This window comes from uncultured Lutibacter sp., assembly GCF_947493565.1.
GTDB lineage: Bacteria > Bacteroidota > Bacteroidia > Flavobacteriales > Flavobacteriaceae > Lutibacter > Lutibacter aestuarii.
The window spans coordinates 245,607-261,263 of record NZ_CANLRG010000005.1; the positions used below are offsets into that span (position 1 = coordinate 245,607).

Sequence of the window (15,657 nt, forward strand, 5' to 3'; positions counted from 1 at the left end):
TTCTAAAAATGTTGTTTTAAAAAAGTTATTTATTAACAGTTTAAATTCAATTTTTAACAGTTAAATTTAACATTTATAGTGTTTTATAAATGGTTTTTTAAAAATAGTTATAATTATGTTAATATACTGCTAATAAAATGAGATACTTTGAATTAAATTTTATATTTGTTATCACTACTAAAATAATCAAACACTTTTATGAATAAAATAGTTTTTTCTCTATTTCTAACTTTTTTCTATTCAACTTTTATTTTTGCACAGACTCCTAAAAAATTAACTTCTGGAGAAATTTATGAAGGTATTCAAAAATTAAATTTTTTGGGAAGTGTATTATACGTTGCAGCACATCCTGATGATGAAAATACACGGTTGATTTCTTATTTTGCTAATGATGTAAAAGCTCGAACAGCTTATTTAAGTTTAACAAGAGGTGATGGAGGACAAAATTTAATTGGTCCAGAATTACGTGAATTGTTAGGAGTTATTAGAACTCAAGAATTATTAGCCGCTAGAGGCATTGATGGAGGAGAACAGTTTTTTACTCGTGCCAACGATTTTGGTTATTCCAAACACCCAAATGAAACTTTACAAATTTGGAATAAAGAAGAAGTGTTAAATGATGTTGTAGCAATTATTCGAAAATTTAAACCCGATGTTATTGTAAATAGATTCAATCACAGAACACCGGGAACTACACATGGACATCATACTTCCTCAGCAGTTTTAAGTGTTGAAGCTTTTGATTTGGCAGCTGATAAAAGCTACAAAACACATTTAAAAAATGATAAATTGTGGAAACCTCAAAGGCTATTTTTTAACACATCTTGGTGGTTTTATGGAAGTCAAGAAAATTTTGAAAAAGCTGATAAAACAAACTTGTTAAAGTTAAATATTGGTACATATTACGTTAATAAGGGTTTGTCTAACAGTGAAATAGCATCTTTAAGTAGAAGTCAGCATCAATCACAAGGTTTTGGAAGTACTGGAACTCGTGGAAGTCAAATAGAATATTTAGAATTTTTAAAAGGCGAATTTCCTAAGGCTAACAATGTTTTTGATGGAATAGATACTTCTTGGAATAGAGTTGAAGGTGGGAAAGCTATTGGAAACCTATTACAAAAAGTTGCGGACGAATATAATTTTAATAATCCTGCTGAAAGTATTCCTAATTTATTGGAAGCTTATAAATTGATTCAAAATTTAAAAGATACGCATTGGAAACCTATAAAAACGAAAGAAATTAAAACTATTATAGCAGCTTGTGCAGGATTGTATTTAGAAGTGGTAGCAAAACAATCAACCACTGCTAGAGGGAGTAAAGTGCCAATAAGTATTGAAGCTATTAATAGAAGCAATTTTGAAATAAGTTTAAAATCGGTTGTAACATCAAATCAAACTCCAATAGTAAATTCGGTTATTTTAGAAAACAATAAAAGCTATCAAAAAGATTCAGAAATTATTATTCCATCTGAAGAAAACTTTACATCACCTTATTGGCTTCTTAAAAAGGGAAGTTTAGGAATGTATCAAGTATCAAATAAAGAATACATAGGACTTCCTGAAACTCCACATTCATTAAATCTACAATTTAATGTTGATTTTAAAGAGGTGATTATCCCTTTTTACAAAACGATTATATATAAATACAATGATCCTGTAAAAGGTGAAGTATATAGACCCTTTGAAGTATTGCCAAAAATTTCAGCTTCTTTTAATGAAAAAGTATTCATATTTGCTGAAGATACTTCTCAAAAGATAAAAGTTAAAGTAAAGTCTAATGGCACCCATTTGAATGGAAAACTTTCTTTAAGTATTCCTAAAAATTGGAAAATTTTTCCTGAATTTCAATATTTTAATGCTCTTCAAAAGAATGAAGAAAAAACTTTTGAGTTTGAAATTACTCCACCTAAAAATCATTCTGAAGGTTTAATTTCACCATTTATTGAAATAGGAAATCAATCATTTTCCAATCAATTGGTAGAAATAGAATATAATCATATACCATATCAGTCTATTACAATGCCTTCGGAAGCAAAAGTTGTAAGGCTAAACATTCAAAAAAAAGGGCAACTAATAGGATATATCCAAGGAGCTGGAGATGTTATTCCAACAAGTTTAAGACAAATAGGGTATACTGTAGTGGAATTAAAAGATGATGATATTACATCTGAAAAATTAGTAAATTTTGATGCAGTTGTGTTAGGGATTCGAGCATACAATACAAATTACAGAGCTAAATTTTACCAAAAAAAATTATATAATTATGTAAAAAATGGAGGGACACTTATAACCCAATATAATACTAATTTTAGGTTAAAAGTTGATAGTGTTGCACCATATCCACTTCAATTATCAAGAGATAGAGTTACCGATGAAAATGCGAAGGTTACCATTTTAAATCCAAATCACGAGATCTTAAACTATCCTAACAAAATTTATTCAAGTGATTTTGATGGTTGGACGCAAGAGCGAGGATTGTATTTTCCTAACGAATGGGATTCAAATTTTGAAGCCATTTTAAGTATGAATGATGCAAATGAAACTCCTAAAAATGGAAGTTTACTCATTGCTAAATATGGTGAAGGTAATTTTATCTATACAGGATTGAGTTTTTTTAGAGAATTACCAGCGGGTGTTTCTGGAGCATATAAACTGTTTGCTAATATGCTTTCAGTAGGTAAAAACAAAACAGAACAATCCTTGAAAAATTAATTATGGAAACTCCAAAATACAGTTGGAAAAAAGAATATACAGTTGTTTTAATTGCAAATGTAGTTTATATAGTGCTATTTTATATTTTAATGAAAATACTTACATAAATTATGCAGCAATTAGATTGGATTATACTTATTGGAACGCTTTTATTTATTGTTTCTTATGGAGCATATAAAACCAAAGGAAGTAAAAATGTAACCGATTATATAAAGGGTGGAAGTGAGGCAAAATGGTGGACCATAGGTTTATCTGTAATGGCTACACAAGCTAGTGCTATCACATTTTTGTCAACTCCAGGACAAGCTTTTCATAGTGGAATGGGATTTGTTCAGTTTTATTTTGGATTGCCCATTGCTATGGTTATTATTTGTTTAGTCTTTATCCCAATTTATCATAAATTAAAAGTATTTACAGCTTATGAATATTTAGAAACTAGGTTCGATTTAAAAACTCGTAGTTTGGCAGCCATTTTATTTTTAATTCAGCGTGGTTTGGCTGCTGGAATTACAATTTTTGCACCAGCAATTATTTTATCAGCTGTTCTAGGGTGGAATTTAACTACTTTAAATATTATTATTGGCGTTTTGGTAATAATTTATACTGTAACAGGAGGAACTAAAGCTGTAAGTGTTACGCAAAAACAACAAATGGCTGTAATTTTTGGAGGTATGTTTGTTGCATTTTATTTAATAGTAAGTTATTTACCTGCAGATATTTCATTTTCTAAAGCATTAAAAATAGCAGGAGCAAGTGGCAAAATGAATGTGTTAGATTTTTCATTTAATTTTGAAAATAGATACACTTTTTGGAGTGGAATTATTGGAGGAACGTTTTTAGCATTGTCTTATTTTGGAACCGATCAAAGTCAAGTTCAAAGATATTTGTCGGGTAAATCTGTAAAAGAAATGCAAATGGGGCTTGTTTTCAATGGCTTATTAAAAGTACCTATGCAATTTTTTATTTTATTGGTAGGTGTTATGGTTTTTGTTTTTTATCAGTTTAATGCATCTCCTTTAAATTTTAATCCAGCTGCAAACGAAGCGGTTCAAAACTCTGTTTATGCAGAAGAGTACAAACAGTTAGAAATTAAACACTTAGAAATTGAAGAGCTAAAATCCAAGACTAATTTAAATTATGGAAGTAATCTTGATAATGAAGAATTAGTAGCTGATATTCAAAAGTTAAATGTTTTAGAGAATGAAAATAGAACAAAAGCAAAAGAAATTATAAAAAAGGCGGATGATTCAGTTGAAACCAATGATAAAGACTATGTGTTTATTCATTTTATACTAAATAATTTGCCAAGAGGTTTAATAGGTTTGTTATTGGCTGTGATTTTATCTGCAGCTATGTCAAGTACTGCTTCAGAACTAAATGCATTGGCAAGCACTACAGCAATGGATTTATATAAAAGAAATATAACTGTTGACAAAACAGACCAGCATTTTGTGAAAGCCTCTAAATGGTTTACACTTGGATGGGGACTAATTGCAATTTTAGTAGCTTGTTTTGCCAATTTATTTGATAATTTAATTCAATTAGTAAATATTATTGGATCTATATTTTATGGAAATGTGTTAGGAATTTTTCTAATAGCATTTTTCATAAAATTTGTTAAAAGTAATGCTGTATTTTTAGCAGCAGTAATAACACAAGCTATAGTAATTGTTGGGTGGTATTTAGATTGGATGCCTTATTTGTGGCTAAATTTATTTGGTTGTGCATTAGTGATGGGAATAGCTATAGTATTACAAATGTTCTTTGTTTCTAAAAAATAAAAAAGACTGTTAATTTTATTTTAACAGTCTTTTAAAAAATATAATTATTGAATGTAACTATTCAATAGGAATTACAATTTTAACGTTAGCCCAAGAAACAACTATTCCTCTATTATCAATACTATAATTCAATATTTCAGTGGAGTTATCTTCATATTTAGGAGAAATATTTAATCGAAGTATGTCTTTTTCTTTATTATAACCATTGGCACCCCAAGCATCATTTTTTTTGTTTAAAATAATTACCCAATCTTCATTCTTTTTTGGAATAATAAAAAAGCCATATTTTCCTGCAGGAATTGTTTTAGCTCCAATTTTTACATTTTTATCAAATGAAATGGTGGTGTTTTCATTAGCTCCAGCTCTCCATACTTTGTCGTATTTTACAAGCTCTCCCCAAATAGTTCTATCTCTAACACTTGGTGCTCCATAATCTATTGCTATTACTACATCACCAATGTTTCCATTGGCTTGTTTTCTTGGACTTTTTTGTGCAAAAGTTAGTGTAGTAATAAGTGCAAATAAAATTGTGATTTTTAATTTATTCATCATTATTTCATCCATTTAGCAATTGATTCTTTATTCATTTTTACATAATCAGCATTATTGGCTTTTTGGGCTCCAGCTAAAGATTTTTTTGCAGTTTCTATAGCACCTTCAACATCTCCTAAATCAGCTTGAATTAAACTCATTCTGCGTAAATACCAAAAAGGAGGGTTTTCACCTTGAGTAGCTTTTTGTATCCAAGCTAAAGCTTGCTTTAAATCTTTACCTTCTGTATGATAATAAGTGGCAGCCTGAAAATAATCGTTTCCTGATGGACCAGCCATAACGTTTTCAATACTTTTTGAAGCAATGGCATCGGTAGGAACATCAAATTTTACTCCAACGTATACATTTTCCCATAGTATTCCTAAAACTGCTGAGTTAGAAGTTAAATCGTCAAAAGTTATTGTAAAAGATTCTATTTTCACCGGCATTTCATATACTTCAACAGAAGTTTTAGCAGCTACCTTTGTGTCATCCCATTTTTGAGGTGTACCCCAATTGTTTGCATCGCTGTAAAAAATTACCTCCCAAGAAGTTTGATTTGGAATGGTGTAAATTGCATAAGTTCCTTTCTTCAATTCTTGACCATCGATAGTAACATTATCACTAAAAGTAATTTTTGTATTGGCATTGGCACCTGTTCTCCATACTTTTCCAAAAGGTACAAGGTCGCCAAAAATTGTTCTACCTCGCATTGCAGGTCGAGAATATTCTAAGGTAACATTTGTTAATCCAACAACTTGTTCAATTGTTGAAGCAGGACTAGGTTGAGGTGTTTTAATTTGGGCATTTGTTGTTGATATTACTCCAACAAAAAGCAGTAAAATTGATAATTTTTTTAGCATAATAGTAATATTTAAGTTTAGTAACAAATATAACATTAAATAATGCTACAATTTTTCCTAATAGAATTTTAACAAATTTTTAAGAAGTTAAATGGTTGATTTATTGGTATTTCCTTTTTCTAAAATAGTTAAAAATAAGTCCACCCAAACTCAATAAAAATAAGGGAAATAAAATGTTAATGAGCTGCCATTTTTCAGCTTCTTTGTAAGCTTTTTGTTTATTTAGAAAATCAATGGTAATTTTTTTAGATCGGATATTTAATAAACCGGTATCATCTAATAAATAATTCACGGTATTTAATAAAAAATCTTTATTTCCGTACTGTTGATTCGTCCATTTGTCAACACCTAATTCTAAGGACTGGCCATTAGCAATATCATTAGCAATAATATCACCATCAGAAATAACAACCATTTTGTTTAAATTACTTTTTTCTATTGAGTTGTTTAAATTAAATGGTTTCACTCTTTGGTAATAGGCTGAAATAAATTCACCTTCTAAAAGCACTGCTAAAGTTTTATTTCCATAAGTAAATTTTGATGGATCTTCTTTTTGAGTGATAGATTTTAATGAAACTATTGAAGGTGTTCCAACTTTTGCCGAAAGTGCTGAACTTTGTAGTAGTACGGTTTTTTTTATATGATTTTTTAAGGTGTCTATTTCATTAGGGAATTTTAAATTTACAGCCTCAATATTGATATTAATAGGGTGATTGTTTGTTGAAATAACTAATGGGTAATATTTCCAAGGAAATGAATTGAATTGAGTTTTATTTCCAATTTTTCCTGTAGCCAGTGTAATTTGCGAGCTATATAAATCGGTAATAATAGTCGGATTTATTCTAATGCCATAATTAAAAAAGAAATCGGTTAACCCTAAATCTCTTGGGTAAGCTAAAGTTTCACCAGTTTGCATAAGACTGTCTAATTCAGCTTGAACATTATCAATCATCCAGAGTGTTTTACCACCATTCATTATAAATTGGTCTAGCGTATATTTTTCTTGTTCTGTAAATTTTTCAGTCGGTTTGGCAATAATTGCTATATCATAATTAGCAAGTTGATGTACTGTTTTTTGAGGTTGAGTAGCTACTGAATCTAATGTAAAAGGTGCTAAATAATAATATTCTCCAATTTTTTTTAAAAAGTCGGCAATGTAAATATCATCAAGTTCTCCATTGCCCTTTAATACAGCTATTTTTTTAGATTTTTTTGTGGTTACTTTATGAATAGCATTTGTAAAAGCAAACTCTAAGTTTTGGATGGAACTTTCTAATTGTTCATTTTGGGTATTTGAAAAAATATCTTTAAGCAAAGAAACTTGTTCGGTTTTGTTTTTATAGCTAACTTCAGCAAAAGGGAACAATACAATTTCAGAAAGTTTACCATTTTCTTGTACTTGTAAACTACTTGGTTGCATTCCTTTATCTATAAGCTCTTGACCAATTTCAGAAGGATTTATAAAACGAAATTGTATTTTTTTGTTGAGTGCTTTTAATTCTTCTAAATGCAATCTAGTTTCAGTTTGAAGGCGTTTAAATTCAGCTGGAAAATCACCTTCTAAATAAACTTTTATACTAACTACCTCGTGTATATTTTCGATAATTTTTTTTGAAGTTTCTGAAATGGTATATCTGCCATCTTCAGTTAAATCAAAGCGTTGATAAACTTTTGAACTTAGAAAGTTGATTAATAATAACCCAACAACTAAATAACTTATTTTAGAGTAGTTATTTTTCATGCTGAATCTTAAAATTAGTAATCACTAAAAATAGAAAAGTGATGCTTGCAAAATAGATTAAATCTCTAGTGTCAATCACTCCTTTACTGATGCTTTTAAAATGCTCGTTCATACCAAATTGTTGAAGTGTATAGTCTAAGTTTCCTAATAAGTTATAATTAGCAAATGCTTCAAAACCATAATAAAAAAGAAAAGAAATACTTACTGCAATGATAAATGAAACGATTTGATTTTTTGAAATTGCAGAAGAAAAAACACCAATAGCAGTGTAGGCACTTGCTAAAAAGAGTAATCCTAAAAATGATCCAATAGTTGCTCCAAACTCAATGTTTCCAATCGGTTCGCCTAAGTTATAAATGCTATACACATAAATTATAGTTGGTAAAATTGCTAAAAATACTAAAATTAATGAACCAAAGTATTTACCGAAAAGAATTTGCCAGTTTGTTAAGGGTTTGGTTTTTAAAATTTCAATTGTACCGCTGTTGATTTCATCAGAAAAACTACGCATAGTAATTGCTGGAATTAGAAAAATGAAAATCCAAGGAGCTAAAAAAAAGTAGGCATTTAAATCTGCAAAACCCGCTTGTAAAATGTTAAAATCACCATCAAAAAACCATAAAAACAATCCATTTATAAGTAAATAAATTCCAATTACTAAGTAACCAATTGGAGATGAAAAAAATGAAGTAAGTTCTTTTTTTATGATGGTTCTCATAAATAAACGACTTTTTTAATTAAGTTAAACATTCAATACTATCAACGCTCCAAGCTTCAGGTTTGTTGTTGAACAATATTTTTGTTTTTGACCAAACGGTTTTAAATAGTTCAGAGTTTCTATACGTTTCTAAATGTGTTTCTGTTTCCCAATAGCTATAAGTGAAAAATATGGTTGGGTTATTTTTGTCTCTCAATAATTCTAATCTGTTACAACCCTTAAAATTTCTTATTTTTTCTTTATTTGCATTAAAATTTTCAAGAAATGTATCAATTTCAGAAGTTTTAAAAGTCATTTTAACAATTCGTATTAACATAATTTATCAACTAAATTTTATAGTAATTACGTCTCTATAATTTAAACCTAAAAGAGATGATGCACCTCCTACAGTATTTAAATTACTTCTAAACATAGCAATTTCTAAATAATTTGCAGTATTAAAAATGGCCAATCTTGTGCCGTCTTTTTGACGTTGTTCTTTGGAAACCGAAAAATCTATAATATCAGAATATTTAGTATTAATTTTTTTAAAGGAATATTTATTAGCAATTACTTCAAAATCACGTCCTTTTCCAATTTCTTGAAATAGTTTTTTTGAAATATTACTAATTGAATTTCCATAATTATCTACATAAATGATATTTCCGGAAATAGTACTACTATCTGATGATACACTTGGTTGTAATTCTACCAATTGTTTAAAATTTAGGATTGTTTTACCAATAACCTCTAACGTTCCTCCTCGGGCAATATGGCAGGCCACTTTAACAAAAACATCTAAAACAGGAAAACTTGTTTCAATTCTATCATGAATATTTATTTCAACAATTTTTTCGGGCTTAATTTCAGAAGCTAACAGTGATATTACCCCATTATCTGGACAAATAAAATAATGATTGTCTAAAATTAGTGCAATATGTTTGTTCTCTTCATTTAATTCAGAATCTACACCAATAATATGAATGCTGCCTTCAGGAAAACTCTTATAGGCATTTTTTAAAATATAAGCAGTTTCGGTAATATTAAAAGGAGAAATATGGTGCGAAATATCAACAATCCTTGCATTTGGTAACTCACTATAAATAGTTCCTTTCACCGCTCCAACAAAGTGGTCTTTAGTTCCAAAATCAGTAGTTAAAGTAATTATTGACATATAAGATTTTCACGAATTTTTTAGGTGTGTAACTTTTGTAAATCCTTAATAACATGTTTAAAACTTATTTACAAAGAGTTAAAATTTGTTATTCTATATTCCTTACATTTGTTATGCAAACTTAATCAAATATTCTTTTAATTTGCATACAAATTTTTAATTAAACTTAACATTTTAGCCATTTGAACGAACGTATAATTGAATTGACAGAGATAAACCCTAACGATCTATTTGGGACTCAGAATTCTAATGTAGAAATTTTACGTAAATATTATCCGAAACTTAAAATTGTTGCTCGTGGTACATATTTAAAAGCCTATGGAGAACCAGATATTTTAGACGACTTTGAGAAAAGATTAACAATGTTAATCAATTATTTTAATCGTTATAATAAATTAGATGAAAATAGTATTGAACGAATATTAACATCTAACGGAAAAGAACAAAAAAGTTCAGCAAAAGCCGATGGAGTTTTAGTTCATGGAGTTAGTGGAAGGCTAATAAAAGCACAAACAGTGAACCAGCGAAAAATGGTTGAAAAAATGGAGAAAAACGACATGCTTTTTGCCATTGGTCCAGCTGGTACAGGAAAAACATATACAGCAGTAGCTTTAGCTGTTAAGGCTTTAAAAGAAAAAGAAGTTAGAAGAATTATATTAACGAGACCAGCTGTAGAATCTGGAGAAAATTTAGGATTTTTACCAGGCGATTTAAAAGAAAAATTAGATCCATATATGCAACCATTATATGATGCTTTAAGAGATATGATTCCTTTTGAACGTTTAGATTCATATATTGAAAAAGGAATCATACAAATAGCTCCTTTGGCATTTATGCGTGGAAGAACTTTAGATAATGCATTTGTAATTTTAGATGAAGCGCAAAATACCACCCATAACCAAATGAAAATGTTTTTAACACGTATGGGTAAAAATGCTAAATTTATTATTACAGGTGATCCAGGCCAAATAGATTTACCTAAACGACAAGTGTCGGGGATAAAAGAAGCCATTTTAACCTTAAAAGAGGTAAAAGGTATTGCCTTTGTATATTTAGATGATAAAGATGTAATTAGACATAGATTAGTAAAAGAAATAATTTCAGCATATAAAAGTATTGAAGTAGGAAATGAGTAATACAATAAACAACACAGCATTTAATTTCCCAAAGCAAAAATCATATTACAAAGGAAAAGTTAGGGAAGTGTATAATATTAATGATGAATTATTGGTAATGATAGCTTCTGATAGGTTATCTGCTTTCGATGTGGTTATGCCAAAACAAATACCATTTAAAGGTCAAATTTTAAATCAAATAGCTTCCAAAATGATGCAAGCTACGGAAGATATAGTTCCTAATTGGATTTTAGATATTCCAGATCCAAACGTGGCTGTAGGACTTTTATGTGAACCTTTTAAAGTAGAAATGGTGATTCGTGGTTATTTATCAGGTCATGCTGCACGTGAATATAAAGCAGGAAAAAGAATGTTATGTGGTGTTTCTATGCCAGAAGGTATGAAGGAAAATGACCAGTTTCCAACCCCAATTATAACACCAGCTACTAAAGCTGAAGATGGGGAACATGACGAAGATATTTCTAAAGATGAAATCATAGCAAAAGGGATTGTTTCTAAAGATGATTATGAAGTTTTAGAAAAATATACAAGAGCTTTATTTAAAAGAGGAACCGAAATTGCAGCTAAACGTGGTTTAATTTTGGTAGATACTAAATATGAATTTGGAAAGACTAAAGATGGAAAAATTTTGTTAATTGACGAAATTCACACACCTGATTCTTCACGTTATTTTTATGCAGAAGGTTATAAAGAAAGACAGGCTAAAGGTGAAGCTCAAAAACAATTATCAAAAGAATTTGTTCGTCAGTGGTTAATAGCTAATGATTTTCAAGGATTAGAAGGGCAAACAGTTCCTGAAATGAGTGATGAAAAAATTAATGAAATTTCAGAGCGTTATATCGAATTGTATGAAAATATCACGGGAGAAACCTTTATTAAATCTGATGTAAGTAATATAATTGAACGTATTGAGGCTAATGTTCTTAACTTTTTAGACAAACAGTAACTATTATAATTATTGATATTTAAAATAGCTATTTATACTGGTATAGTTGATAGGAGTATTGTGATGCTCTAGATAGTTTATTAAAGTTTCAGCAGTAGTATAGGGTAATAAAGTGGGTGTTTGAGTGAAATAAGTGTCGTATACGGCTGGTATATAGTCGTTTACACCAACAGTTAGTATGGTGTTATCATCTATGGTTTGATTGTTCTGATCCTTAATAATTATGGTGTTATTTTCTTGTGTGATTGAAGAAACACCTGAATAATAGATAGATGCTTTACTACCTTTTAAAAAATTTTTAATTTCAGCAACACTCATCGTGTAAGTTACGCTTCCATTATTAAATGGATCAATGCTGTAGATTTCACGCTTTAATATATTTCCTTCATCTAAATCGTTTCTAATACCTCCAGTATTTTGAAATGTAATATCTACGTTCATTTCATTTCTTAAAGCATCAGTATAAAAACTTCCCACACTAGCTCTATTATGATATACTTCTGAAAAACCTATAATATCATCTAAATTTGCCGTATCATTATATGTTTCTATTAAAGTTTGAATTGAGTTGTCTTTGTTTTGATAAGTGTTTAAATTTATAAGTGTATAATCTAAACTTTCAACTTTTTTATTTTTCACTTTTAAGCTTATTTTTCCTAAATAATTTAAGTATGAGCCTGCTTGAAAAATAGGGATGTTATTTATAGAAGTATTCACTTTTGAATGAGAGTGTCCTCCTATAATTAAGTCAAAATAAGGATAATTATTAGCGATATTTATATCTGAAGATTCTCCTAAATGCGTAAGTGCTATATATAGATCTGAATTTTCACTTTGTTTTACTTGGGCAAAGTTATTAATAACATTTTGATATTTTTCAAAAGTTAAATTTTTAACTCTCCATGGATGTGTAGAGGGAATAACATCATTTTCTTTTCCATTGGTTTCTACAAGTCCTAAAAAAGTAATTTTAAGATTATTAATTGTAATAGTTTTAAACTCATCAGGTTCAGGTATGTTTGTGTTATTCATAGCTACATTGGCACAAACCCAATTAAATTGAGATTGATTTAACCTATCTTTTAAAATATCTTCACCATAATCAAATTCATGATTACCAATTACAGAGATGTCGAATCCAACTTTATTCATTAAATCTATCATTGGAAATCCTTTTTCAATGTGATTGTCTACTACAGGGTTTCCAGAAAATATATCGCCACTGCAAACTAGTATTACATTGGTTTTTTCTTTTTCTTGGTCAACAATATGTTTAATTTTAGAAAAATTAGCTATTTGACCGTGTGGGTCATTAATGTGGAAAATAGTTAATTCTTTTAGTTCATTTTGAGGAATTGAATTGGTGGAAGTATCATCTTTAGAACAGGAAATTAGAATTAAAAAAACAATTGTTGTTAAAATATATTTATATAAATTTCTCATCGTAAAGTTCATTTATAGATTTATAATCTATCGCTAATTTCAACTTAAAATAAAATTAAGGTTTTATAACCAATCTATAAGTAATTTTATTTGAAAAAAATTATATAAGGGATGGTTGATTTTTTAATTTTAAGAATAAAGAGTCTAATTCTTTAGCTGTCAAGCTACTATTAAGCCATTGTAAAGCAACTTCATAAGTTGAAAAAACTTCAACAGATTGATTGATTCCTTGTTGTTTCATTTTATAGATAGTTACAGGTACAGTTTGATCTGGTGTCTTAGTAATAATGGCTAGATTTTTGTTGCCAAAAATTTTAGGATTTTGTTTTAATGAGCTTACATATTCTTTAATTTCTTCAGGTTTAATTTTAAACTCAACATTTTTAAAATTTATGATATAATTATAATTAGTAGAGTATGATGCATCATTAAGCAATAGTGCTTTAAATTTTTTGTAGGATTCTATATCCAAAACACCAGTGTGATGTTCTATAATTAAATGGTAAGTAGGTAATACTTTGTAGTGGCTTTTTAACATTGAAATTTTTAGTTGGAGTTGCAACAACAATGATACAAAAAAAAGCCTTAATTTTTAAAAATTAAGGCCTTGTGAAATGTTAAAAAATGTTAAAATTTTATTTTTTCTTTCTTTGTTGTGCTTGTTGTTCTTGGGCTTGTTTCATAGCTTCATTCAGTCTTTTTCTAAACTTGCCTTCTTTTTTAGGTTTCTTTTTGTTTTCCTGAATTTGAGCATGAATTTTTTCTTCATCAATTATGTAATGTTTAATTACTAACATAATTGCAATAGTTAATAAGTTAGAAACAAAATAATATAAACTTAAACTACTGGCATACATATTAAAGAATACCAACATCATAATAGGTGAAAAATACATCATCATTTTCATCATTTTCTGCATATCAGGCATTCCTTCTTGTGTAGGTTGTTGCATATTCATTTGTTGACTTTGACTCATTCTCATATAAAAGAATATAGCAACGGAAGCTAAAATTGGAAATAAACTAATGTGTGAACCATACATTGGAATATGAAAAGGTAATTTATAAATAGAATCATAAGCAGATAAATCATCGGCCCATAAAAATCCTTTTTGACGTAAATCTATATTTGATGGGAAAAACCTAAATAACGCAAAGAAAACTGGCATTTGTAATAAGGCAGGAATACAACCCGCTAAAGGACTAACACCTGCTTTACTTTGAACCGCCATAGTTTCTTGTTGACGTTTCATAGCGTTTTCTTTTCCAGGTAAACGCTTATTAATTTCTTCCATTTCTGGTTTTAGTACTTTCATTTTTGCACTAGACAAGTATGATTTATATACCAAAGGAGACATTAAAATTCTAACTACAATTGTTAGTAAAATAATAATTAACCCATAGTTTCCTATAAAACCTTGTAAAAAGTTAAATACTGGTATAAAAATTAAACGATTGATATAACCAAAAATACCCCAACCTAGATTTACAACTTCTTTAATGTTTCTATCGTATTTTTTTAAAATTTGATAATCATTAGGACCAACATACCAATTCATGTTGTAGTTTAGTTCACCTCCTTGCAATGTTAAAGGGGCTTTTAAATAAAATGCTTTGGTAAATGTGGTATCTATTTCCTCGTCTTTTGTCAATGTTTTTGATGCTAAATTTGCTTTTTCAAAAGCTTGATCAGAAATTAATATTGTTGAGAAAAAATGTTGTTTAAAGGCTACCCAATTTACATTGTTTTCTTCTGCATCATCTTCGCCTCCTATGGATAAATAATCGATATCTTCATCTTCTTTCTCATAATACATCTCAGTTTGTTGATTTTCATAACGAATACTCTTTTCATGGCGGTAACCTTGTAAATTCCAATCTAAAACAATTTCTTGAGAGCTGTTTATGGCATTGCTTAATCCTTGTGAGCGTATGGTAAAATCAACCATATATTCACCTGGCTTCATTTCATAACGATACTCTAAGTATTTATCTTCAGCAACTTTCAACTTCATTGAAAGTACATCTGCTTCACCATTTTTACTAATTGTTGGTTCAAAAAATAAATCTTGTGTATTAAGTGTTCTGTTGTCTGCAGTACCAAAATTTATATTAAAAGAAGCGTTTTTATCTTTAATCATATATAATGGTAAAGAATCGTAAGTAACATACTTCTTTATCAAAGCTTCTTTAATCTGACCTCCTTTGTTAGCGATAACTAATTTAAGCAGTTCATTTTCAATAACAGTTTCTCCATCTTTAGCCGATGGAAGTGCTGCTGAATAAGCAAAAGCACCTAATTGACTTTGAGCTTTAACTAGTGATAGTGAGTCGGTAGCTTGAACTGTAATTTCATTAACATTGTTTAGAGTTGCTTCGTTTTGTTGTGAAGCTTCTTCTTGGACTTGTTCTGTTTTTGCTTTTTGTTCCGCTTCTAATTCTTCAGCTGTAGGTTGATTGCTGTACATCCACCATATCATAATTGCTCCTAATAAAACAAATCCTATAAGTGAATTGATATCAAATTTTTTTTCTTCCATGAGAGTTTTAAAATGTCATTTTGTCATACGCTAATTGAAAACAAATCAAAAAGCCCGACAAATGTACTAAAAGTAACGTTATTATATGTTATT

Annotated in this window: 13 protein-coding genes; 4 read left to right on the plus strand and 9 right to left on the minus strand. The window is 29.0% G+C overall.

Annotation, left to right across the window (positions count from 1 at the left end; translation table 11 throughout):
* Positions 1-198 precede the first annotated feature (198 nt).
* The gene (locus Q0714_RS08190) at positions 199-2,712 is read left to right on the plus strand and encodes a PIG-L family deacetylase (RefSeq protein ID WP_298264108.1); all 2,514 of its coding nucleotides are present in this window, start codon (positions 199-201) and stop codon (positions 2,710-2,712) included.
* A 110-nt stretch (positions 2,713-2,822) separates the two neighbouring features.
* Complete coding sequence (locus tag Q0714_RS08195) at positions 2,823-4,493, plus strand: sodium:solute symporter (protein ID WP_298264109.1); 1,671 nt, start codon at positions 2,823-2,825, stop codon at positions 4,491-4,493.
* A 57-nt stretch (positions 4,494-4,550) separates the two neighbouring features.
* Here the strand turns inward: Q0714_RS08195 and Q0714_RS08200 are convergent, their stop codons facing one another.
* The 6 genes from Q0714_RS08200 to Q0714_RS08225 form a co-directional block, all read right to left on the minus strand.
* Positions 4,551-5,045, minus strand: a complete 495-nt coding sequence (locus tag Q0714_RS08200; RefSeq protein WP_298264111.1) for a DUF2911 domain-containing protein — start codon at positions 5,043-5,045, stop codon at positions 4,551-4,553.
* Positions 5,045-5,887 carry a DUF2911 domain-containing protein gene (locus Q0714_RS08205; protein WP_298264112.1) on the minus strand — a complete coding sequence of 281 codons (843 nt, stop codon included), beginning with the start codon at positions 5,885-5,887 and terminating at the stop codon, positions 5,045-5,047. The genes Q0714_RS08200 and Q0714_RS08205 overlap by 1 nt, the downstream gene beginning before the upstream one ends.
* A 100-nt stretch (positions 5,888-5,987) precedes the next feature.
* A complete protein-coding gene (gldG, locus tag Q0714_RS08210) occupies positions 5,988-7,628 on the minus strand; it encodes a gliding motility-associated ABC transporter substrate-binding protein GldG (protein ID WP_298264114.1) in 1,641 nt (546 codons plus the stop codon).
* Positions 7,618-8,346 (minus strand): gliding motility-associated ABC transporter permease subunit GldF, encoded by a 729-nt coding sequence (gldF, locus tag Q0714_RS08215; RefSeq protein ID WP_298264116.1) that lies wholly within the window; start codon positions 8,344-8,346, stop codon positions 7,618-7,620. Before gldF ends, gldG begins: the two co-directional genes overlap by 11 nt.
* 19 nt (positions 8,347-8,365) lie before the next feature.
* Complete coding sequence (locus Q0714_RS08220) at positions 8,366-8,662, minus strand: putative quinol monooxygenase (protein ID WP_298264118.1); 297 nt, start codon at positions 8,660-8,662, stop codon at positions 8,366-8,368.
* Positions 8,663-8,668: 6 nt separating this feature from the next.
* Positions 8,669-9,499, minus strand: coding sequence for an SAM-dependent chlorinase/fluorinase (locus Q0714_RS08225; protein WP_298264120.1), 831 nt, complete (start codon positions 9,497-9,499; stop codon positions 8,669-8,671).
* A gap of 182 nt (positions 9,500-9,681) precedes the next feature.
* On the opposite strand from Q0714_RS08225, the gene Q0714_RS08230 reads away from it, so the two are divergent.
* A complete protein-coding gene (locus Q0714_RS08230) occupies positions 9,682-10,635 on the plus strand; it encodes a PhoH family protein (RefSeq protein ID WP_298264121.1) in 954 nt (317 codons plus the stop codon).
* On the plus strand, positions 10,628-11,581 hold the full coding sequence (locus tag Q0714_RS08235) for a phosphoribosylaminoimidazolesuccinocarboxamide synthase (protein ID WP_298264123.1): 954 nt from the start codon (positions 10,628-10,630) through the stop codon (positions 11,579-11,581). Before Q0714_RS08230 ends, Q0714_RS08235 begins: the two co-directional genes overlap by 8 nt.
* A 9-nt stretch (positions 11,582-11,590) precedes the next feature.
* On the opposite strand, the gene Q0714_RS08240 is transcribed toward Q0714_RS08235, so the two are convergent.
* From Q0714_RS08240 to yidC, 3 genes are all read right to left on the minus strand, one after another.
* Positions 11,591-13,024: a bifunctional UDP-sugar hydrolase/5'-nucleotidase gene (locus Q0714_RS08240; RefSeq protein ID WP_298264124.1), complete on the minus strand. Its 1,434-nt coding sequence runs from the start codon at positions 13,022-13,024 to the stop codon at positions 11,591-11,593.
* 100 nt (positions 13,025-13,124) lie between these two features.
* A complete protein-coding gene (locus Q0714_RS08245; RefSeq protein ID WP_298264125.1) occupies positions 13,125-13,562 on the minus strand; it encodes a hypothetical protein in 438 nt (145 codons plus the stop codon).
* A gap of 97 nt (positions 13,563-13,659) precedes the next feature.
* On the minus strand, positions 13,660-15,564 hold the full coding sequence (yidC, locus tag Q0714_RS08250) for a membrane protein insertase YidC (RefSeq protein WP_298264126.1): 1,905 nt from the start codon (positions 15,562-15,564) through the stop codon (positions 13,660-13,662).
* Positions 15,565-15,657: the final 93 nt, after the last annotated feature.